This is a genomic window from uncultured Alcanivorax sp. (assembly GCF_947258575.1).
Taxonomy (GTDB): Bacteria; Pseudomonadota; Gammaproteobacteria; order Pseudomonadales; family Alcanivoracaceae; genus Alcanivorax.
On the sequence record NZ_CAMYIV010000011.1, the window covers coordinates 405,128 to 423,942 of the forward strand.

Below are 18,815 nucleotides of genomic sequence, written 5' to 3' on the forward strand. Positions count from 1 at the left end.
ATTCAGGAAAAAACATGCAGAGATTCGATTGGAAAGACCCGTTATTGCTGGAAACTCAGCTCACCGAAGATGAGCGCATGATTCGTGATGCGGCCCATGATTACTGTCAGAGCAAACTGATGACCCGGGTGCTGGAAGCCAACCGGCACGAGATTTTCCACCGGGACATCATGACGGAAATGGGTGAGCTGGGTTTTCTCGGTCCCACCATTCCCGAGCAATACGGCGGCGCCGGCGTGAACCATGTGAGCTACGGCCTGGTGGCCCGGGAAGTGGAGCGGGTGGATTCCGGTTATCGCTCTGCCATGAGTGTGCAGTCGTCGCTGGTAATGTTCCCGATTCATGCCTTTGGCAGTGAAGCGGTGCGCCAGAAATACCTGCCGAAACTGGCCACTGGCGAGTGGGTCGGCTGCTTTGGTCTTACCGAGCCGGATCACGGTTCTGACCCGGGCTCCATGAGCACCCGCGCCAAAAAGGTGGACGGTGGCTACCTGCTCAACGGCGCCAAGACCTGGATTACCAATTCCCCCATTGCCGACGTGGCGGTGGTGTGGGCCAATCTGGACGGCAAGATCACCGGCTTTGTGGTGGAGCGCAGCTTTGAGGGTTTCACCACCCCGAAGATCGACGGCAAGTTTTCCCTGCGCGCCTCCATCACCGGGCAGATCATGCTGGATGACTGCTTCGTGCCGGACGAAAATCGTCTGGACGTAGAGGGGCTGAAAGGCCCGTTCAGCTGCCTGAACAAGGCCCGCTACGGGATCAGCTGGGGCGCCATGGGCGCGGCGGAATTCTGCTGGCAGGCGGCGCGCCAGTACACCCTGGACCGCAAGCAATTCGGTCGGCCACTGGCCGCTACGCAGCTGATCCAGAAAAAGCTGGCGGACATGCAGACCGAAATTACCCTTGGCCTGCAGGGTGCGCTACAGCTGGGCCGACTGATGGATGCCGGCAACTGGGCGCCGGAAATGGTGTCGCTGATGAAACGCAACAACTGCGGCAAGGCCATCGATATCGCCCGCCAGGCCCGTGACATGCACGGCGGTAACGGTATCAGCGACGAGTACCACGTGATCCGCCATGTGATGAACCTGGAGGCGGTAAACACCTACGAGGGTACCCATGATGTTCATGCCCTGATTCTGGGCCGGTCACAGACCGGGATTCCGGCTTTCGGTTAATTGCCTCTAGCGTTAAGAACCTTGAAGAAAGGTAAAAAAGCAGTCCTCAGGGCTGCTTTTTTATTTGGGTTCCTTTAATAGTGTTACCACGGCAGGGAACCGCCGAACGTCCAGGGACTCTGACCATGCAGACGACAACAAGGAATCATTATGCGCCCTTCAACACTTACTATCCCTTCTCTTCCCGTTTTGCTCGGCTCCGCCGGTATTGTTGTCCTGTTTGCTCTCTCAGGCTGTGATCAGGGAAAACCGGAATCTGATAGCCAGCAACCTACCGTTGAGCAGCAGAGTGAAAAGACTGAGCAACAGGTTCTCAGTGGTAAAGTGATGTACCGCGAGCGCATGGCCATGCCGCAAGGGGCAACGCTCACGGTAACCCTGGAGGATGTATCGCTGGCCGACGCGCCGTCCAAAGTGATCGCCGAGCAGCATATCGACGACCCGGGCCAGGTACCGGTGCCCTTTACCCTGCGTTATGACAGGGATGCCGTAATGCATGATCATCCAATGGCTTATGCAGTACGCGCAGAAATCCGTGGCGCGGATGGGCAGTTGCTGTGGCTCACCACCGAACGACACACCGCTGAACTGGGCGAACGTGCCAGTGGTGAAGAGATCACTGTCATGTTGCAGCGGGTTGGCGCCGAGCAATCCGCGGAGGCACGACCGAAAACAGCCATGGTGAAGGCGAAGGAAGCGGGAGCGTCATTCTGGGCCGTCGGTAACGAGCCTGGCTGGCATCTGGCAATTTACCCGGACGAAAAGCTGGTCTTTGTGGGCGACTACGGTGAAACCACGGTAACCACTCCGGACCCAGGGGCGCAGACCGAAGGCACGGAAACCATTTACCTTGCCAACACCGACACTGACCAGCTGAAAGTGGAAATTAGTGAAATGCCCTGCGAGGATACCATGAGTGGCGAGACCTTCGATTTTCAGGTGAAGGTCACCAGTAACGAGAAGCTCTACGGTGGTTGCGGCCGAGATCTGTAGACGGCCATACATGCTGGCGTTTGCTGCTGGCATGGATTAGCGGTGAAGGAAATCCGCTGAAACTGACAAGGGGGAAGGATGAATGTTGAGTTATCTGGCTCTGGGCTTGCTGATATTTGTGGCGCTGGTGCTGTTTTACGGCATCATCGTTATCCACGATATCCCCTATGAAATTGCGAAGAAACGGAATCACCCTCACCAGGATGCCATCCATGTGGCCGGTTGGGTGAGCCTGTTCACTCTGCACGTGCTTTGGCCTTTCCTGTGGATCTGGGCAACGCTTTATCGCCCTGAGCGGGGCTGGGGCTTTCAGCAGATTCAGGAACAGCAACAGGTTGATGAGGCGTTGTTGGTTGCCTTACAGGAAAAGCTGGATGCCCAGGCTGAGCGGATTGCCAGCCTGGAAAGCAGATTGGAGGAGAAAGCCTGATGGAAATGCTCATTCTCCTCACCTATACCGCGATCTGTGTTTTTATTTTCAAACTGTTCAAGATTCCGCTGAATAAATGGTCGGTGCCCACCGCTGTACTCGGGGGCGTTGTTCTGGTGGGGGCCATGGTGCTGGCCATGAACTACAACCACCCGTTCACCCGCAAGGTTCGTCAGGTCTATGTGGTGACGCCGATAGTGCCGGAGGTGCGTGCCCGCGTACAGGAAGTCCTGGTGACACCAAACACCCCGGTGAAGCAGGGTGATCCACTGGTCATTCTCGATGATACCCGCTACAAGGCCAGGGTGGCTCAGTTGGAGGCGCAGCTGGCAGATACCAGTCAGCTTGCACAAGGCAATGTGGTGTCCGTGGCGGAAGCGCGAGCCAGAGTCAGGCAGGTTACGGCCAAACGTGACCAGGCGGTAGGCACCCTGCGCCGCTACGAAGGGGCGTTGTCTGCGTTCAGCAAGCAGCAGGTCGATACGCAGCGTCAACTTGTGACGGCGGCCAATGCGGAGCTGGAAGCCGCGCGAGCAGCGTTGGCCAAGGCAGAAACCCAGCTCAATGGGTCCGTGGATGGTGACGACCCGGCGGTAGCCGCCATCAAGGCGCAATTGGAAGAGGCGCGTTTTGATCTGCAGAACACCATCATTCGGGCTCCCCTGGATGGGTTTGTTACCCAGCTGGCGGTTCGTCCGGGCATGATGGCGGTGCCTTTGCCGCTCAAGCCGCTGGCCAATTTTGTGAATAGCGAGAAACGCCGCTATGTGGGCGCCTTCCGCCAGCAGTCCCTGCTGCGTTTGCAGGCCGGCAACGAAGCGGAGATCACCTTCACCTCGTTACCAGGGCAAGTGTTCACTGGCAAGCTTGTGGAAGTACTGCCGACGATTGCCGAATCCCAGTTGTCGGCGGGTCAGCAGTTGCTCGGTAGTGACGCCTTCCGGCGCATGGATAATGAAGCCCTGGCGATCATCGAACTGGAACCCAATGAGAGTGTAGAGGCACTACCGATGGGTGTTAGCGCCCAGGCAGCCGTCTATTCAGAGCATCTTCACCATGTGGCGATTATTCGCCGCATGCTGTTGAGGATGATGAGCTGGCAGCATTACCTCTATGTGGATCACTGATCCTTATCGCGGGCGGCCATGTGCCGCCCTTTTTCATCCGGTGCCAGCAGGTGATAGACAAATCGCCCGACGCCAAGCCATAACAGGGCACAAAGCGCAAAGAAGAAAATACTGCCGTCCTGGTACAAGGCCCACAGTAGCGGTGCGAAAATGACACCGGTGACGGGCAGGGCAACACCGACGGCCAGCCGCTTGCGGCGGCGCAGGCTGTCATCGTCTCGGCTGAGGGGATCGGTCATGGCAAGTCGCGTATTCGGATAAAGGCGGCATTTACCTTACCATAGCGGCTCTCGCCAGTGATCACCCCGGAGTGTGCCATCAAAGGTTATCCCGTTCCCGCCGGTCCCGTTGACCGGGAACTGCTGATCAACAAAAGCCGTTTCATCACCTGGCTGCGCCCGGTAGCCAGCCGCGAACAGGCCATGGCCGTGATCGACGAGGCCAGGGCTCGATACCCGGATGCAAGCCACCATTGCTACGCCTACCTGCTGGGTAATCCGGCTTCTGCGCAAGCCGCCATGAATGACGATGGCGAGCCCTCCGGCACCGCCGGCAAACCCATTTTCAATGTGATCCAGCACAAGGGCATGAGTGATGTGCTGGTGGTGGTGAGTCGCTATTTCGGGGGAGTGAAACTGGGGGCGGGCGGTCTGGTCCGTGCCTATGCGTCAGCGGCAGAAGCGGTGCTGGCGGAAGTGGAACGGGTGGAAAGTGTTCCGCAAGTCACCTGCCGGCTGGAATTGGACTTTCCCCTGGAGCAGCGCCTTCGTCACTGGGCGGACCAGAATGCGGCAGAGGTGCTGGAGGTGCACTACAGTCAATCGGTGGCGATGACGCTGCGCTGTCCGACGCAGTATCTGGAGGATCTGGAGAGTCTCTGTGCGGCGGAACAGATTGCCCTGATAACACTGTGACCGCTTTGGCGGTCAGGGCGTCGTTATCGGCCCTGTCTTTCTTCCTGACACGGCGGCAAGGTGGTGATTGCGCGTCGCCTTGCCAGCAAAGCGACGGATGAATAAAAGCCTGACCTTGCCGATAAGAAACCAGACGGAGTCACCATGTCAGAGAAACCGGTCATCGACCCGAATCCTCATACCTTGCCCGATATCCTGGCATCCCTGCCGGATGATACCCCCATCGTCATGCTCAACCTGCTGCGCTTTAACGAGACCGCGCGCTACAAGGATGGTGAAGCCGATTACAGCGGTCGTGAGGCATACCAGAAATATTCTGACGTGGCCTTTGGCAAGGTACGCGGCGTTGGCGGTGAGCTGGTCTGGAAGGGCAAGGCCCTGGCCGGCGTGATTGCCCCGGACGCAGAGAAATGGGACGACGTGCTGCTGGTACGTTACCCCTCCAAACAGGCCTTCGCCTCCATGCTGGCCGACCCCGAATACCGCGAAGCCACCAAACACCGCACCGCCGCCCTGCAGGAAGCGCGGCTGGTGGCCATGCAGGAAGGGTGAGAGGCAGTTAATAGTGAATAGTTAACAGTTAACAGCGAAACCAGTCGTAGCGTCAGACGTGGGAGCTATCTTGAATGCGTCGTTTGGCCTGAGGAGAGTGGTGATTGGGAGCATAATTCGCTATTACTTGTTCACTGTTAACTGTTCTCTGGGTTTCTCATGTCCAACCAACCTGTAGGCATTCCCATTCCCGGCGGTCACACCATGCGTGCCCGTTGGCTGCGCCCTGAAACGGCCAATCCTCACCAGGCGGCGGTGATCGCGATCCATGACATCTTTGGCTACACCGAGGATATCGAGCGCATTGCCCAGCGGCTGGCCGATAACGGTTATCCGGTACTGGTGCCGGATCTCTACGATCTGCCGGGCAGCAAGGCGCTTTGCGTAGTGAAAACCCTCAAGGCCCATGAAACCGGTAAGGGCCAGACCTTCGAGCAACTGGACGCCTGCCGTGAATGGTTGCTGAATCAGGGGGAAGAGGCGGTCACCCAGGTGGGGGTGATGGGCTTCTGCATGGGCGGGCGCTTTGCGGTGCTCTACGCCAGCCAGGCACCGGTCCAGGTGGTGGCGCCTTTCTATGGTGGTATGCCCAAAAACGTGAAAGAGGTGAGTGGCATCTGCCCGGCTGTGGGGGGCTGGGGACGCACGGACATGCTCTTTGGCGATCATGGTGATCGTCTGGCAAAGCATATGGAGGCGCTGGGTGTGCCCCATGACATCAAGACCTATGAAGACGTGGGCCACTCCTTCATGAATGACCACCAGACCTTTACCTTCAAGAAACTGGGGCCGTTGCCGCCGCTACGTTCAAAATTCGATGCGGGTGCGTCAGAGGACAGTTGGAAGCGGGTGCTGGCGTTTTTTGAGAAGGTGTTTGCCGGAGAGATCTGACGCTCACGGCACCTTTGCCGTAGCTGTTGGAGCCATGCAAGCATAGCTCCAACAGTCAGGTCAGGATCCTGTTGGCGCCTTGTTTACAAGGCGAACCTTATCGGATTACTCGGGGCAGTCTGCGCTTACCCATTCCCCTTCGCTGGTCGACACCATCTTGTTGCCCGGCATGGTCATGTCGATGACGCTGGTGTAACCGGTGTCGCTGTGTAGCGTCACTGAGCCTTTCATTGTGCTCTTCATGCCATTCTGGTTGCAGGATGCCTCCCAGGTGAGGTTATCTCCGTTGCGATCAACCTCGCCCAGGTCACACCCTTCCGCGTTCCAGTCCTTGCGCAGGGCAGTCACCACGTCCTCTGCCTGACCGGCGCTGAGGCAATCCTGCTGAGTATGAGCCCGCATCTGCGGCGGCAGGTTGTCGCCTTCCATGGTGGTATTGATCTGCCACAGGCCCGGCTTCAGGTCGCCGGCCAGCACCGGGGCGCACAGGCCAAGCAGCGTTGCCAGCAGTATCTTGTGTTTCATGTCGCGTCCCTTTTGTCACAAAACGGAATATCATCCAGCCTAGCAATGGCCGGTGATGTGCTCAATTGCCGCTTACGATGGCCGCTGGCTTGCCGGGAATTCGCACAGATCTGCGATCAGACATTCGCCACATTTGGGTTTGCGGGCCGTACACACATAGCGGCCGTGCAGGATCAGCCAGTGATGCGCATCGCGCAGGAATTCCTCCGGCACCAGCCGTACCAGCCGTTTTTCTACTTCCAGCACATTCTTGCCCGGTGCAATGCGGGTGCGGTTGGATACCCGGAAAATGTGTGTGTCTACCGCCATGGTGGGCAGCCCATAGGCCGTATTGAGCACCACATTGGCGGTTTTGCGACCCACACCGGGCAGCGCTTCCAGCGCTTCGCGGGTACGCGGCACCTGGCTATCATGCTGCTCAAGGAGAATTTTACACAGCTGAATGATGTTTTCGGCCTTGGAATTAAACAGGCCGATGGTCTTGATGTACTCTTTAAGCCCGTCGACCCCCAGGGCGAAGATCGCCTCTGGGGTATTGGCCACCGGATAGAGCCTGGCGGTGGCCTTGTTCACGCCCACGTCCGTGGCCTGGGCAGACAGCACCACGGCCACCAGTAACTCGAAATCGCTGCTGTATTCCAGCTCGGTGGTGGGGTGGGGGTTCTGATCCCGCAGACGGGTAAAGATTTCAGTTCGTTTTTCGCGATTCATAACAGCTTCCCGTTGTCGCGGGCAGTATAACGGATCAATCGGTGGCTGTGAGGGGCAAGCCTCAGCCGCCTACAAGGAGAAAGGGATGCAGTTTTCCGCCATGGAAACCCTCATGGTCGCATTGTTGGTTCTGGGCGCCGGGCAGTGGATCGTTCACAAGGTGGACTTGCTGTCGCGGCTGAACATGCCGGAGCCGGTTGTGGGTGGTTTGCTGGCGACCATTGTGGTCACTGCCATGCAGCTTTCCGGTATCAGCCTGACCTTTGATGAAAGCATCAAGACACCCGCCATGCTGTTTTTCTTCGGTGCGGTAGGCCTGGCCGCGGACTTTCGCCTGCTGCGCCGGGGCGGCTGGGCCATGCTGTTGTTCGCGACACTGGTAATCGTGCTGGTGGCACTGCAGGATCTGGCCGGGGTGATGATGGCCAAGTTGATGGGGCTGGATGCCTGGTATGGCCTGATTGGCGGCTCGGTGACCATGACCGGTGGCCACGGCACGGGGGCCGCCTGGGCGGGGGTCTTCGAGCGGGACTTCGGTCTTACCGGCGTCAGTGAACTGGCGGCGGCGTCTGCCACTTTCGGTCTGATATTCGGGGCGCTGCTGGGCGGGCCACTGGCCATGTTCCTGATTCGTCGCTACCGGCTTGCCGCACCGGCCCATGGTGCGGCGGCGGAAGACGCCGGGCATGACGAAGCGGAAACCCCTCGTCCCATTTCCGCCGCCAGCGTGATTCGCATCATGATGTTGCTGTCAGTGGGTGTGGTGGTCGGCACGGTGGCGGCGGAAGAGTTTGCGTCCGTGTTCCGGTTGCCCACCTTTGTCTGGGTGCTGTTTGTCTGCATTGTGCTGGGTAACACGGCTCGCCGACTGTGGCAGGTCAACGATGCCACCATCGATGTGGTGGGTAACACGGCGTTGGGGATTTTCCTGGCGATTACGTTAATGAGTCTGCAATTGTTGCAGCTGGTGGATCTGGCCCTGCCCATGATTGCCATGCTGCTGGTGCAGGTGGGGCTGGCGCTGGCGTTTATTACCCTGGTGACCTTCCGGCTGATGGGGCGCAACTATGATTCGGCGGTGCTCTGTGCGGGCCATTGCGGTTTTGCCATGGGGGCGACGCCCACAGCGGTGGCCAACATCCAGGCGGTGACCCAACATCATGGCCCGTCACCATTGGCGTTTATCATCGTGCCGGTGGTAGGGGGCTTTATCGTGGATATTGCCAACGCGACGATCATCCAGACGTTTGTATCGGTGTTGTCGGGGTGATCGTAAAGGCGCCATAAAAAAGCCCGCAGACGCGGGCTTTTTTATCCAGGCAGGAAAGGGTTACTGGGTAACCACTTCCCCTTCTTCGATACGCAACCGCTCGCCGGGCTTTTTGTCCATGCGAATAGTGTCTTCCTGATCATTGAAGACATAGGTCACGTCATAACCTTCTGTACGACTCTTGTCTTCCATCACGGTGTTACAGCGCTGCTCCGTGGTGGTGTAGGTATTTTTTTCCTGCATGCCTTTCTGGATTTGATTACCTGCTACACCACCGGCAATGGCACCACCCGCGGTAGCCGCATCTTTACCGCTACCACCGCCAAACTGGTGGCCGATCACACCGCCAACCACAGCACCGACAACACTCCCGGTAACCCTGTGTTGGTCTTTGACCGGTTTCTTGCGTTCCACGGTTACCTGCTGACAGACCTCACGGGGTTCCTGCCAGGTTTTCACAATCGGGTCCACATTCACCACTTCGGCATAGCCTGAGGTAGCGGGGGTTATGGCCTGGTAAGCGCCATAGCCGACACCGGCGATGGCCACGGCCCCTACGATACCCAGGGCGGCAACTGCTGCGCTTTTCATGGCTCACTCCTTATTGGTTGGTTGTGCCTAGTATGATCCTGTAATGGCCATAATGTTCGTTGCCTGGCGCACACCAAGTGCAAAAGAATGTGAATTTAAGGGAGTCTTTGGGTCACTCCTTGCATACTCAGCGTGGCCTGAAGGGTGCAGCTGTTGTGTTTTGTCGCGACGGACAGGGTGGCTCCCTTTCCTAGCGACAAAGCGCAGCAGATGGGCCCTTCAGGCCGCGCCCTCCGGGTCTTCCAGGCTGGCCCGTACTCGTTGTTGCAATGTCTCGATGGGTGGACACACACCTTCAACATTGCGCCTAGATTACGAATCAGTCTGAAAGACTGAGTATGCAAGGAGTGACCCAAAGACTCCCTCGCCGTTCAATAGAACGCAAAAAATTACATGTACAGCAAATAAATGGGCATGATGATCTCTTCTTCATCGTCCATGTGGCGGTGCAGCAGCCGGATCAGTTTGTCGGCCTGGGCGTGGGCTTCACTAATCACCTGGGTTGCCGGTTTTTGTTCTGCAAAACGGCGCAAATTGCGATCCAGTTCTTCCAGGCTGGCCTCCAGCACCCCGTGATCCTGCTCGAGAAGATCGAAGCCGGCGGTCAGTCTGGGATGATCCCGGCGCAGAACCGGAAACACGCTACTGTCCTCGTAGCCATGATGGCTGTGCAGATTGCGCAGCAGGCTTTTACCAAGCTGCTCCACCTCCACCATTCCATCCATGTCTGCACCGGCTGATTCGCGCTGGTTCAGTAGCTGCTCAAGGCTTGCGTGGTAATGGCGAGCCTGTCGTTTCAGGCTGTTGTGGTTGCGCTGCAAGGGGCGAGCGTTGCTGATCAGGTAATTTTCATGCTCACGCCATTCCTCGCGAGGCAATGCGATCAGTCTGTTGCGCACCTCTTCCGGCAACCCTTGCCGTGATAGCACATGATGATCTGATTTGAATGCCATGATTCGCTCCCTGGTTGATGGGGGCACTATAGGTTTTTGTTTGCCTGCAATGAATCGGGTTAAATGATGCCGTTTTATCAGACCATCTGATCTTTGGGGAACGGGGAACAACAATGCTGGATACACAGCTGCAAGCGGAATACTTTCATCTTACCAACCTGATCGATGCCTTCGACCAGAAGTCACTCACGATCAAGGCCTGGAGCGTCACTCTGGCTGGCATTCTGGCTGGGTCCGGTGCCTTCTTCGACCGGCCGGCGCTATTGTGGGTGGGTGTGCTGGGCAGTTTGCTGTTCTGGTTGGTGGAAGGGCACTGGAAGGCGTTTCAGTCGGCGCATTTTGCGCGTATCGAAAAGATTGAAGCCTATTTTCGTGGCGAAGTAGACGATATAGCCCCGTTCCAGACCGCCGCCAGCTGGGATCGCAGCCGCAAGAGCGGTGGCTTTGCCGAGTTGCTGCGCATTCTCCGCTGGCGCCATGTGTTTCTGCCACATGGGTTGGTGGCGGTGGCGTTATTGGTGGCGGCAGGGCTTGTGTAGGAGCGAAGTGAAGCAGCTAGTGGCGAGTAACGAGGAGCGAGTTTTGAAAACCTAAACAATCCTGGGTTTTGCCTTTCGTGGCTCGCTTCTCGTTACTCGTTACTGGGCAAGCGAACGCTCCTACGGAGAGGTGGGTTCGGCTTGGGGGGAGAGGTGGATAACGCCTGCCGGCTAATCCACCCTACGGGAGGTTGGTGTGTGGGTAGGGTGGATTAGCCGGCAGGCGTTATCCACCATGATGCGATGACGGTTGTTAACTGACTTTCCCGGTGGTGCGTACCCGGCGGCTGACCTTGGGTTCGTCGCTGGCCCTGGCTTTCTGGATCGCCTTGAGGCGTTTGTCGATCACGTTCTTGCCGGCAATGATCAAACCCAGGCCCACGAAAGCGCCCGGGGGCAGGATGGCGAACAGGAAGCCGCCGTAGTTTTCCACCACCTGTAGCTGCCAGTCCGCCGCCATGGGGCCGAACAGCAGCTGCATGTTGGTGAACAGGGTGCCCTGGCCGATCAGCTCGCGCATGCCGCCCAGGATCAGCAGAATCACCAGAAAGCCCAGCCCCATCATGAAACCGTCCAGTGCTGCTGGCAGTACCGGATTCTTGCTGGCAAAGGCATCGGCACGGCCCAGCACGGTGCAGTTGGTAACGATCAGCGGAATGAAGATGCCGAGGATTTCGTACAGCTCGAAGGTGAAGGCCTGCATCATCATTTCAATCACCGTCACCATGGCGGCGATGATCATCACGAAAGCGGGAAGACGTACCGCGTCGGTCACGTACTGGCGAATCAGTGACACGCAGATGTTGGAGCCCATCAGCACCACCAGGGTGGCCAGGCCAAGGCCCAGCGCGTTGACCACGGTGCCGGTCACCGCCAGCAGGGGGCACAGGCCGAGAATCTGCACGGTGGCCGGGTTGTTGTTCCACAACCCGTCCATGCTGATCTTCTTGTAGTTCACATCACTCATCACACGTCTCCACCGATACCGCTTCCGCCGGAGCACTGAATACAGCGTCGCGGTTGGCGTCGAAATATTGCAGGGCACGGTGCACGGCCCCCACCACGGCACGGGGGGTGATGGTGGCGCCGGTAAAGCTGTCGAACTGGCCGCCATCCTTTTTCACCGCCCAGCCCTCACTGGCGGGGTTGCCCAGTGACAGGCCATTGAAACCATAGATCCAGTCGGATTTTTTGGTTTCGATTTTATCACCGAGCCCCGGGGTTTCATTGTGTGGAGGCACCACGCGCACGCCCTGAACCTTGCCTTGTGTATCCACGCCGACGATCAGGGCAATATTGCCACCGTAACCGTCCGCGGCGGTGGCTTCCAGCACGGCCCCACTGGGCTCGCCATCAAGACGGGCCCGGTAGACATGGTGGCCGTTGCGGCCCAGCAGGGGGGCGCTGACGGTAAGGCGGTCGGCGAGCAGGTCATTATCGTGCTGCTCGTGGGGCATCACTTCGTTGAGCGATGCCATCAGTGCGGCCTGCTTGTTGCACTCGACCTTGCCGATAGTCAGCTCGTTGGTGATCGCCAGGGTGGCAGCGGTGCCGATGGCGAACACGCTGAGGATCACCATATTCCGGGAGATGGCCTGGCGCATCATGAGTCACCCCCTTGTTTGGCGCTGTTGGTGCCCCGGTTCGCCTTGTTGTGCCCGTAGGTCCGTGGCTGGGTGTAGTAATCGATAAAGGGGGCGCACAGGTTAAGCAGCAGCACCGAGAACGCCACCGCATCCGGGTAGCCGCCAAAGCTGCGGATCACCCAGATCAGCACACCGATCAGCGCTGCATAGATCAGCCGGCCGCTGCGGCTGGTGGCGGCGCTCACCGGGTCGGTGGCGATAAAGAAGGCGCCCAGCATGGCGCCGCCGGAGAATATCTGGAACATCGGGTCGGAAAACCGCACCGGGTCGATCAGCCAGGCGACCAGGGCGGGCAGCGCCAGGCCGCCCAGAAAGCCCACCGGGATATGCCAGGTAATGATCTTGCGGCTGATCAGATACAGGCCGCCCAGCAAGAAGGCCAGGTTCAACCATTCCCAGCCCAGCCCGGCAAACTGGCCATGCAGGATGCTGTGGCTGGCCAGTTCGCTCTCGTTGCCGGCCCAGGTGCGGAAGGTATCCAGGGGCGTGGCGCCGCTCAGGCCGTCCACCGGCAACTGGCCGGTAAACAGCTGCCAGCTTTGCGCCAGGCTGGGCGCTTCGCCGGGGGCGATCCACTGGGTCATGGCCACCGGGAACGAAATCAACAGCAGCACATAGCCGACCATGGCCGGGTTGAACGGGTTCATGCCCAGGCCACCGTAGAGCTGCTTGGCAACGATAATGGCAAAGCCCACCCCGATCAGGGTCAGCCACCAGGGGGAGGTGGGCGGCAGGGCCAGGGCCAGCAGCACGGCGGTGAGCACCGCACTGTAGTCCTTCAGGTAGAAGGCAACCGGACGACCGCGGGCTTTCAGGATCAGCGCCTCACTGACCAGTGCCACCACCACGGCCCACAGCACATTGATCACCGTGCCCCAGCCAAACAGCCAGGTCAGTACCGCCAGGCCGGGCAGGGTGGCGTAAATCACCTGGCGCATGAAGGCACCGGTGTTGTTGCTCACCGTGGTGTGGGGCGAGGTTGAAGAGATCAGTGCCATCAGTCTTGCAGTCCTTGTTCTTCTACCGCCTGCTTGAGCGCCATGCGGGCGATCTGGGCTTCCGCCTCCAGGGCCTGTAATTCGGAACTGAGGGCTTCCAGAGTGTCTTCCGAGGCGCTATCGCGCTGTTGTTCGAGCTCGCGCTGTTTGTCGCCAAGGGCACTTTCTGCCCGGGCGGCTTCCAACTTGAGGGTTTTCAGGTCCTTGCCGGTGTGAGCGCGGATATCCGCCTTGGCTTCTTCCACCAACGCATCCAGGGCATCGCGGGCCACGTCGGCCTTGCCCTTCAGCTTGTCCACTTTGCGCTCCATGGCATTGAGCTCTTCGGCGGGAATATCGCCGTTACGCTCGCCGCGCTCCAGGGCGGCATGGGCTTCCTTGTACTGTTTGTGGGCCATGTTGTAGGCGGTTTTCAGGGCCTTGAGCCGCTTCTGGCGCTTGGCAGCCACCTCTGGATCTACCGCCGTCAGAGCCTGCGGGGCCTCGGTTTCCGGGGCTTTGGGGGTATCCGTGGGGGCCGGTGGTGTTTTGGGTGTAGCCGGCGCGGGGGCGGAGGCTTTTGCTTCGCGGAGCTCGGCTTTCCAGTGATCGGCCTCGGCTTTCAGGCGATCCGCTTCGGCGCGCAACTCGGCAGCGTTGTCGGCCCCGTTCTCGTCGGCCTCTTTGGCGGCTTTGACGGCGGCCTTGTAGGTGGAGGAGACCTCGCCCACTTTTGTCTTCAGGTCGGCCAGCGGGTCGGCTGGTGCTGCGGCAGGTGCCGGAGTGGGCGTAGCCGGCGCATTGGCCTTGGCGTCGCGCAGGTCGGCCTTGAGCTGGTCCGCCCTGGCTTTCAGTTCGTCCGCCTGGCTGCGGAGTTCGGCAGCGTTGTCGGCGCCGTTTTCTTCCGCTTCCTTGGCCGCTTTCACCGCTGCCTTGTAGGCGGAAGAGGCGTCACCCACCTGTTTCTTCAGGTCTGCCACCGGGTCAGCCTGGGGCGCTGCTGCCGGGGTGGCGGGGGCGCTGGCCTTGGCGTCACGCAGTTCCGCCTTGAGTTTGTCGGCGGCGGCCTTGAGCTCATCGGCTTTGGCGCGTAGCTCGGCGGCGTTGTCGTCGCCATTGGCTTCCGCTTCCTTGGCGGCTTTCACCGCCGTTTTGTAGGCAGTGGACGCCTCGCCAACCTGCTTCTTCAGATTGCCTACCAGGTCTTCTGCCGGTGCGGCGGCGGGGCCCGCATCCTTGGCGTCACGCACGGTGGCCTTGGCCTTGTCGGCCTCGGCTTTCAGGCGATCCACTTCGGCTTTCAGTTCATCGATGTTGTCGGCGCCTTCCGCCTCGGCGGCTTTAGCCGCTTTCACGGCAGCCTTATAGGCCTTGGAGGCGTCCAGGGACGCCTGTTTGAGGGCGGCCGTGTCGACTGAGGGTGCGCTGGTCTCGACTTTCTTCTTGCGGTTGGCTTCCAGCCGCGCCTGACGACGGGCTTCTTTCTCGGCCTTTTCCGCTTCGATGCGGGCCTGGCGGGCTTCAAAGCGCTGGCGGGCCTTGTCGGCTTTTACCTGTTCCGCTGCCTGTTGGCGCACTTCTGCCTTGGCATAGCGGTAGTACTGCACCAGCGGGATATGGCTGGGGCACACATAGGCACAGGCGCCGCACTCGATGCAGTCCATCAGGTTATGGTGCTGGGCCTTTTCCAGATCGTCGTTCTTGGCGTGCCAGTAGAGCTGCTGGGGCAGCAGATTGGCCGGGCACACGTCGGCACAGGAGCCGCAGCGAATGCAGGGCTGTTCCGGCGGTGGCTCGGGCAGTTCTTCCAGGGTGGCGGCGATGATGCAGTTGGTGGTTTTCACCACCGGCACTGCCGGGTTGTGCAGGGTGAAGCCCATCATCGGGCCGCCCATGACCAGGCGGCCGATATTGTCCGGGTCTACGCCGCCATGCAGCAGCAGATCGCGTACCGGGGTGCCCAGTAGCACCTCCATATTGCCCGGCTGGCTCACGCCTTCGCCGGTGAGCGTGGTCACCCGCGAGAGCAGGGGCTCGCCGTCGATCACCGCTCGCTTGATGGCGTAGGCGGTGCCCACGTTCTGGCACACCACACCCACCTTTGCCGGTAGCTGGCCGCTTTTCACTTCCTTGCCGGTGAGCAGCTGAATCAGCTGTTTTTCGCCGCCGGAGGGGTACTTGGTGGGCACTACCCGCACGTCGATGTCGCAGCCCTTGCAGGCTCGCTTGATGGCGGAGATGGCGTCGGGCTTGTTGTCCTCGATGCCGATCAGGGTGCGGCGCGGATTGAGCAGGTATTGCAGGATGTTGATGCCGGCAATGATCTCGTCGGCGCGCTCGCGCATCAGGCGGTCGTCGGCGGTGATGTAGGGCTCGCACTCCACCGCATTGATCACCAGTTCTTCCACTCGCTGGTGGTCGCCCAGGTTCACCTTGATGCTGGTGGGGAAGCCGGCGCCACCCATGCCGGCGATGCCCGCATGGCGGATGGTGTCCACCAGTTCGCCGGGGCTGCGCTCGGTGTAGTCGGCCACACCGGTGTGCTCGATCCATTCATCCTTGCCGTCGGTGTCGATGACGATACAGATGGCATCCATCCCGGACGGGTGCTGAATAGCGCGCGGGCCGATGGCGTTGACGGTGCCGGAGGTGGGGGCATGAATGGCCGCGCTCACCGCGCCGCTGGGCTCGGCAATCATCTGGCCTTTCAGGACTCGCTCACCGGGTTCCACCAGCGGTTTGGCCGGGGCGCCGATGTGCATGTTCAGTGGCAGTATCAGCTGCGCCGGCATCGGGCCGGGGACAATGGCGGTGCCGTTGGAAAGCGCTTTCCTTTCCGGCGGGTGAATACCGCCGTGGAAGTCGTAGACCTTGCGGCTGCGCGAACTGAACAGGGTACGAATCACAGGTTCACCACTTCAATACGGCTGTCCGGGCGCTCGCCGATACCGGCCGGGCGGTTCCAGCCCCAGGTCTGCAGGGTGGGCTTCACTTCCACCATGTCGATGCAGTCCACCGGGCAGGGCTCCACGCACAGGTCGCAGCCGGTGCATTCGTCCACGATCACCGTGTGCATCAGCTTGGCAGCGCCGACGATGGCATCCACCGGGCAGGCCTGGATGCACTTGGTACAGCCAATGCACTCGTCTTCGCGGATATAGGCCACCTTGGGGATGTCCGCATCCTCGGCGCCTTCGTCATCCAGGGTCAGCTCGTCACGGCCGAGCAGGTCGGTGAGCGAATCCACGGTGTCCTGACCGCCTGGCGGGCAGCGGTTGTGGTCTTCGCCCTCGGCAATGGCTTCGGCGTAGGGGCGACAGCCCGGGTGCCCGCACTGGCCACACTGGGTTTGCGGCAAAAGTGAATCGATCTGGTCGACAATGGGGTCGCCCTCGACCTTGAATTTCTCCGAGGCAAAGCCCAATACCGCGCCGAACACGGCGGCCAGGGCAAGCAGGGCGGCCACGGCAATCAGTACAGCGGTCATAACTTGATCAGCCCGGAAAAGCCCATGAAGGCCAGCGACATCAGGCCGGCGGTGATCAGGCCGATGCTGGGGCCACGGAACGCTTCCGGCACATCGGCCACGGCAATACGCTCACGCATGGCGGCAAACAGCACCAGCACCAGGGAAAAGCCCAGCGCCGCGCCCAGCCCGTAGGTGAGCGATGACATAAAGGTGGCATCTTCCTGGCGTACATTCAGCAGTGCCACACCCAGCACCGCACAGTTAGAGGTGATCAGCGGCAGGAACACGCCCAGCACCCGATAGAGCAGGGGGCTGGCCTTCTTCACGAACATCTCGGTGAACTGTACCGCCACGGCGATCACCAGAATAAAGCTGATGGTGCGCAGGTACTCCAGCTCGAAGGGCACCAGAATATAGGCCCAGGTCAGGTAGGCGAGCACGGACGACAATGTCAGCACAAAGGTGGTCGCCAGGGACATGCCCATGGCGGTCTCGATCTTGTTGGAGACCCCCATAAAGGGACACAGCCCCAGGAACTGCACCAGGACAAAATTGTTTACCAGCACAGCGCTGATCAGAATCAGGACGTACTCTGTCATGTGATCGTGGCTCGCTTGCCGAAGAATAGGGGTTAAACGCTGTGTTTACAGGGCGTTAAGGGCGCATAGTATGAGGCAGCGCCCCGGTTGGCTCAAGAATGATAATGCATAAGCTTACTTGACTGCAGACGACAGTCATTGACTGCGAATTAACCAGTTGATGCCCCTTTTGCCATGCTTTTTGCCCCGGACGGTTGCGGCGCTGCCAGCAATCCAGTATCCAAGGCAGACAATAACGCGACGAGACCGGCCAGCGCCGGTTGCTGCAGAGGTGACCCCCAGTGACAGATTTGCCCCGTGACTTTGACCGAGACGGCCTGCTTGAGTATTCCGTGGTTTTCACCGACCGCTCCCTGAACCACATGTCCCAGCGTTTCCAGCAGGTGATGCGGGATATTTCCAGCAACCTGAAGCAGGTCTACAACGCCCACTCGGTTACCGTGGTGCCCGGTGGCGGCAGCTTCGGCATGGAAGCAGTGGCCCGTCAGTTCGCCACCGCCCAGCATTGCCTGGTGATCCGTAACGGCTTCTTCAGCTTCCGCTGGAGCCAGATCTTTGAGATGGGCAGCATCCCGTCCAAAGAGACCGTATTGAAGGCCGCCCCCATCAGCGACCAGCCCCAGGCACCGTTCGCCCCGGCACCCATTGAGCAGGTGGTCGATACCATCAAGGCCGAAAAGCCGGCCATGGTGTTCGCCCCCCATGTGGAAACCGCCTCCGGCATCATCCTGCCGGACGACTACCTGAAACAGGTGGCCGATGCCGTACACAGCGTGGGCGGCCTGTTCGTACTGGACTGCATTGCTTCCGGCACCATCTGGGTGGACATGAAAAAGGTCGGTGTGGACGTACTGATCAGCGCCCCCCAGAAAGGCTGGAGCTCCTCGCCCTGTAGCGCCCTGGTGATGCTCAGCGAAGCCGCCGACCAGCGCCTGCACGAAACCACCAGCACCAGCTTCGCCTGCGACCTGCGCAAATGGCGCGACATCATGATCGCCTATGAAAACGGCGGCCATGCCTACCACGCCACCATGCCCACCGATGCCCTGCGCGGCTTCCGTGACACCATGCTGGAAACCATGAAAGAAGGCCTCACCGCCGTGAAGGAACGCCAGTGGAAACTGGGCACCGCCGTGCGCGAGCTGATGGCGAAGCACGGCTTCGCCAGCGTCGCCGCCCCCGGCTTCGAAGCCCCCGGCGTAGTGGTGTCCTACACCGACAACGACACCATCAAGAGCGGCGCCGCCTTCGTCCAGCTCGGCTTGCAGACGGCCGGGGGCGTGCCCCTTATGTGCGACGAACCGGCAGACTTCAAGACCTTCCGCGTGGGCCTGTTCGGCCTGGACAAGCTGGGGGATGTGGATGCGGCGGTGGCGCGGCTGGAGGCGGCGTTGAATCAGTTAACAGTTAACAGTTAATAGTTAATAGTTAATAGTTAATAGTTAAT

The 18,815-nt window shown here is 59.9% G+C and carries 21 protein-coding genes; 10 read left to right on the plus strand and 11 right to left on the minus strand.

Annotated features, from left to right (window positions below; genetic code table 11):
* The first annotated feature begins 14 nt into the window (after positions 1-14).
* From Q0Y02_RS12895 to Q0Y02_RS12910, 4 genes are all read left to right on the plus strand, one after another.
* A complete protein-coding gene (locus tag Q0Y02_RS12895) occupies positions 15-1,181 on the plus strand; it encodes an acyl-CoA dehydrogenase (protein ID WP_297769095.1) in 1,167 nt (388 codons plus the stop codon).
* Between the two features lie 150 nt (positions 1,182-1,331).
* Positions 1,332-2,174 (plus strand): YbaY family lipoprotein, encoded by an 843-nt coding sequence (locus Q0Y02_RS12900; RefSeq protein WP_297769098.1) that lies wholly within the window; start codon positions 1,332-1,334, stop codon positions 2,172-2,174.
* 82 nt (positions 2,175-2,256) lie between these two features.
* A complete protein-coding gene (locus tag Q0Y02_RS12905) occupies positions 2,257-2,604 on the plus strand; it encodes a DUF3302 domain-containing protein (protein WP_297769100.1) in 348 nt (115 codons plus the stop codon).
* Positions 2,604-3,731 (plus strand): HlyD family secretion protein, encoded by a 1,128-nt coding sequence (locus Q0Y02_RS12910; protein ID WP_297769103.1) that lies wholly within the window; start codon positions 2,604-2,606, stop codon positions 3,729-3,731. Before Q0Y02_RS12905 ends, Q0Y02_RS12910 begins: the two co-directional genes overlap by 1 nt.
* Here the strand turns inward: Q0Y02_RS12910 and Q0Y02_RS12915 are convergent.
* On the minus strand, positions 3,725-3,970 hold the full coding sequence (locus Q0Y02_RS12915; RefSeq protein WP_297769106.1) for a hypothetical protein: 246 nt from the start codon (positions 3,968-3,970) through the stop codon (positions 3,725-3,727). The two genes, Q0Y02_RS12910 and Q0Y02_RS12915, sit on opposite strands and share 7 nt — an antisense overlap.
* Before the next feature lie 57 nt (positions 3,971-4,027).
* Here Q0Y02_RS12915 and Q0Y02_RS12920 point away from each other — a divergent pair, with 57 nt between their 5' ends.
* The 3 genes from Q0Y02_RS12920 (at position 4,028) to Q0Y02_RS12930 (ending at position 6,088) form a co-directional block, all read left to right on the plus strand.
* Positions 4,028-4,645 (plus strand): YigZ family protein, encoded by a 618-nt coding sequence (locus Q0Y02_RS12920; RefSeq protein ID WP_366516924.1) that lies wholly within the window; start codon positions 4,028-4,030, stop codon positions 4,643-4,645.
* A 144-nt stretch (positions 4,646-4,789) separates the two neighbouring features.
* The gene (locus Q0Y02_RS12925; RefSeq protein ID WP_297769109.1) at positions 4,790-5,197 is read left to right on the plus strand and encodes a DUF1330 domain-containing protein; all 408 of its coding nucleotides are present in this window, start codon (positions 4,790-4,792) and stop codon (positions 5,195-5,197) included.
* A gap of 159 nt (positions 5,198-5,356) precedes the next feature.
* The gene (locus Q0Y02_RS12930) at positions 5,357-6,088 is read left to right on the plus strand and encodes a dienelactone hydrolase family protein (protein ID WP_297769112.1); all 732 of its coding nucleotides are present in this window, start codon (positions 5,357-5,359) and stop codon (positions 6,086-6,088) included.
* A gap of 105 nt (positions 6,089-6,193) precedes the next feature.
* Here the strand turns inward: Q0Y02_RS12930 and Q0Y02_RS12935 are convergent, their stop codons facing one another.
* Together Q0Y02_RS12935 and nth are read right to left on the minus strand one after the other, a co-directional pair.
* Entirely contained in the window at positions 6,194-6,613 is a 420-nt protein-coding gene (locus Q0Y02_RS12935) for a DUF3617 domain-containing protein (RefSeq protein ID WP_297769115.1), read from the minus strand.
* A gap of 72 nt (positions 6,614-6,685) precedes the next feature.
* The gene (nth, locus tag Q0Y02_RS12940) at positions 6,686-7,324 is read right to left on the minus strand and encodes an endonuclease III (RefSeq protein WP_297769118.1); all 639 of its coding nucleotides are present in this window, start codon (positions 7,322-7,324) and stop codon (positions 6,686-6,688) included.
* Between the two features lie 85 nt (positions 7,325-7,409).
* Between nth and gltS the strand changes: the two genes are divergently transcribed.
* Positions 7,410-8,594 (plus strand): sodium/glutamate symporter, encoded by a 1,185-nt coding sequence (gltS, locus tag Q0Y02_RS12945; protein ID WP_297769121.1) that lies wholly within the window; start codon positions 7,410-7,412, stop codon positions 8,592-8,594.
* Positions 8,595-8,654: 60 nt separating this feature from the next.
* Here the strand turns inward: gltS and Q0Y02_RS12950 are convergent, their stop codons facing one another.
* A complete protein-coding gene (locus Q0Y02_RS12950; RefSeq protein ID WP_297769124.1) occupies positions 8,655-9,185 on the minus strand; it encodes a glycine zipper 2TM domain-containing protein in 531 nt (176 codons plus the stop codon).
* A 389-nt stretch (positions 9,186-9,574) separates the two neighbouring features.
* Positions 9,575-10,138, minus strand: a complete 564-nt coding sequence (locus Q0Y02_RS12955) for a hemerythrin domain-containing protein (RefSeq protein WP_297769127.1) — start codon at positions 10,136-10,138, stop codon at positions 9,575-9,577.
* 113 nt (positions 10,139-10,251) lie between these two features.
* Here Q0Y02_RS12955 and Q0Y02_RS12960 point away from each other — a divergent pair, with 113 nt between their 5' ends.
* Positions 10,252-10,677 carry a hypothetical protein gene (locus tag Q0Y02_RS12960; protein ID WP_297769130.1) on the plus strand — a complete coding sequence of 142 codons (426 nt, stop codon included), beginning with the start codon at positions 10,252-10,254 and terminating at the stop codon, positions 10,675-10,677.
* Positions 10,678-10,930: 253 nt separating this feature from the next.
* Here Q0Y02_RS12960 and Q0Y02_RS12965 read toward each other — a convergent pair whose 3' ends face one another.
* Genes Q0Y02_RS12965 through rsxA form a run of 6 tightly spaced genes read right to left on the minus strand, consistent with a single transcriptional unit; the run spans position 10,931 to position 17,368 of the window.
* On the minus strand, positions 10,931-11,644 hold the full coding sequence (locus tag Q0Y02_RS12965; protein ID WP_297769133.1) for an electron transport complex subunit E: 714 nt from the start codon (positions 11,642-11,644) through the stop codon (positions 10,931-10,933).
* A complete protein-coding gene (gene rsxG, locus Q0Y02_RS12970; protein ID WP_297769136.1) occupies positions 11,637-12,284 on the minus strand; it encodes an electron transport complex subunit RsxG in 648 nt (215 codons plus the stop codon). Before rsxG ends, Q0Y02_RS12965 begins: the two co-directional genes overlap by 8 nt.
* Positions 12,281-13,321: an electron transport complex subunit RsxD gene (gene rsxD / locus Q0Y02_RS12975; protein WP_297769139.1), complete on the minus strand. Its 1,041-nt coding sequence runs from the start codon at positions 13,319-13,321 to the stop codon at positions 12,281-12,283. Before rsxD ends, rsxG begins: the two co-directional genes overlap by 4 nt.
* On the minus strand, positions 13,321-16,206 hold the full coding sequence (gene rsxC, locus Q0Y02_RS12980) for an electron transport complex subunit RsxC (protein ID WP_297769143.1): 2,886 nt from the start codon (positions 16,204-16,206) through the stop codon (positions 13,321-13,323). The genes rsxD and rsxC overlap by 1 nt, the downstream gene beginning before the upstream one ends.
* Entirely contained in the window at positions 16,203-16,787 is a 585-nt protein-coding gene (gene rsxB, locus Q0Y02_RS12985) for an electron transport complex subunit RsxB (protein WP_297769146.1), read from the minus strand. Before rsxB ends, rsxC begins: the two co-directional genes overlap by 4 nt.
* Positions 16,784-17,368: an electron transport complex subunit RsxA gene (rsxA, locus tag Q0Y02_RS12990; RefSeq protein ID WP_035250378.1), complete on the minus strand. Its 585-nt coding sequence runs from the start codon at positions 17,366-17,368 to the stop codon at positions 16,784-16,786. The genes rsxB and rsxA overlap by 4 nt, the downstream gene beginning before the upstream one ends.
* A gap of 281 nt (positions 17,369-17,649) precedes the next feature.
* Between rsxA and Q0Y02_RS12995 the strand changes: the two genes are divergently transcribed.
* Positions 17,650-18,786 carry an aminotransferase class V-fold PLP-dependent enzyme gene (locus Q0Y02_RS12995; RefSeq protein WP_297769151.1) on the plus strand — a complete coding sequence of 379 codons (1,137 nt, stop codon included), beginning with the start codon at positions 17,650-17,652 and terminating at the stop codon, positions 18,784-18,786.
* Positions 18,787-18,815: the final 29 nt, after the last annotated feature.

Coding starts and splice junctions, on each gene's coding strand:
- Q0Y02_RS12930 (WP_297769112.1), top strand. CDS start 5,357: ATGTCCAACCAACCTGTAGGCATTCCCATTCCCGGCGGTCACACCATG.
- Q0Y02_RS12900 (WP_297769098.1), top strand. CDS start 1,332: ATGCGCCCTTCAACACTTACTATCCCTTCTCTTCCCGTTTTGCTCGGC.
- rsxD (WP_297769139.1), bottom strand. CDS start 13,321: ATGGCACTGATCTCTTCAACCTCGCCCCACACCACGGTGAGCAACAAC.
- Q0Y02_RS12965 (WP_297769133.1), bottom strand. CDS start 11,644: ATGAGTGATGTGAACTACAAGAAGATCAGCATGGACGGGTTGTGGAAC.
- Q0Y02_RS12950 (WP_297769124.1), bottom strand. CDS start 9,185: ATGAAAAGCGCAGCAGTTGCCGCCCTGGGTATCGTAGGGGCCGTGGCC.
- Q0Y02_RS12895 (WP_297769095.1), top strand. CDS start 15: ATGCAGAGATTCGATTGGAAAGACCCGTTATTGCTGGAAACTCAGCTC.
- Q0Y02_RS12955 (WP_297769127.1), bottom strand. CDS start 10,138: ATGGCATTCAAATCAGATCATCATGTGCTATCACGGCAAGGGTTGCCG.
- rsxA (WP_035250378.1), bottom strand. CDS start 17,368: ATGACAGAGTACGTCCTGATTCTGATCAGCGCTGTGCTGGTAAACAAT.
- gltS (WP_297769121.1), top strand. CDS start 7,410: ATGCAGTTTTCCGCCATGGAAACCCTCATGGTCGCATTGTTGGTTCTG.
- rsxB (WP_297769146.1), bottom strand. CDS start 16,787: ATGACCGCTGTACTGATTGCCGTGGCCGCCCTGCTTGCCCTGGCCGCC.
- Q0Y02_RS12960 (WP_297769130.1), top strand. CDS start 10,252: ATGCTGGATACACAGCTGCAAGCGGAATACTTTCATCTTACCAACCTG.
- Q0Y02_RS12915 (WP_297769106.1), bottom strand. CDS start 3,970: ATGACCGATCCCCTCAGCCGAGACGATGACAGCCTGCGCCGCCGCAAG.
- Q0Y02_RS12925 (WP_297769109.1), top strand. CDS start 4,790: ATGTCAGAGAAACCGGTCATCGACCCGAATCCTCATACCTTGCCCGAT.
- Q0Y02_RS12910 (WP_297769103.1), top strand. CDS start 2,604: ATGGAAATGCTCATTCTCCTCACCTATACCGCGATCTGTGTTTTTATT.
- rsxG (WP_297769136.1), bottom strand. CDS start 12,284: ATGATGCGCCAGGCCATCTCCCGGAATATGGTGATCCTCAGCGTGTTC.
- nth (WP_297769118.1), bottom strand. CDS start 7,324: ATGAATCGCGAAAAACGAACTGAAATCTTTACCCGTCTGCGGGATCAG.
- Q0Y02_RS12905 (WP_297769100.1), top strand. CDS start 2,257: ATGTTGAGTTATCTGGCTCTGGGCTTGCTGATATTTGTGGCGCTGGTG.
- Q0Y02_RS12935 (WP_297769115.1), bottom strand. CDS start 6,613: ATGAAACACAAGATACTGCTGGCAACGCTGCTTGGCCTGTGCGCCCCG.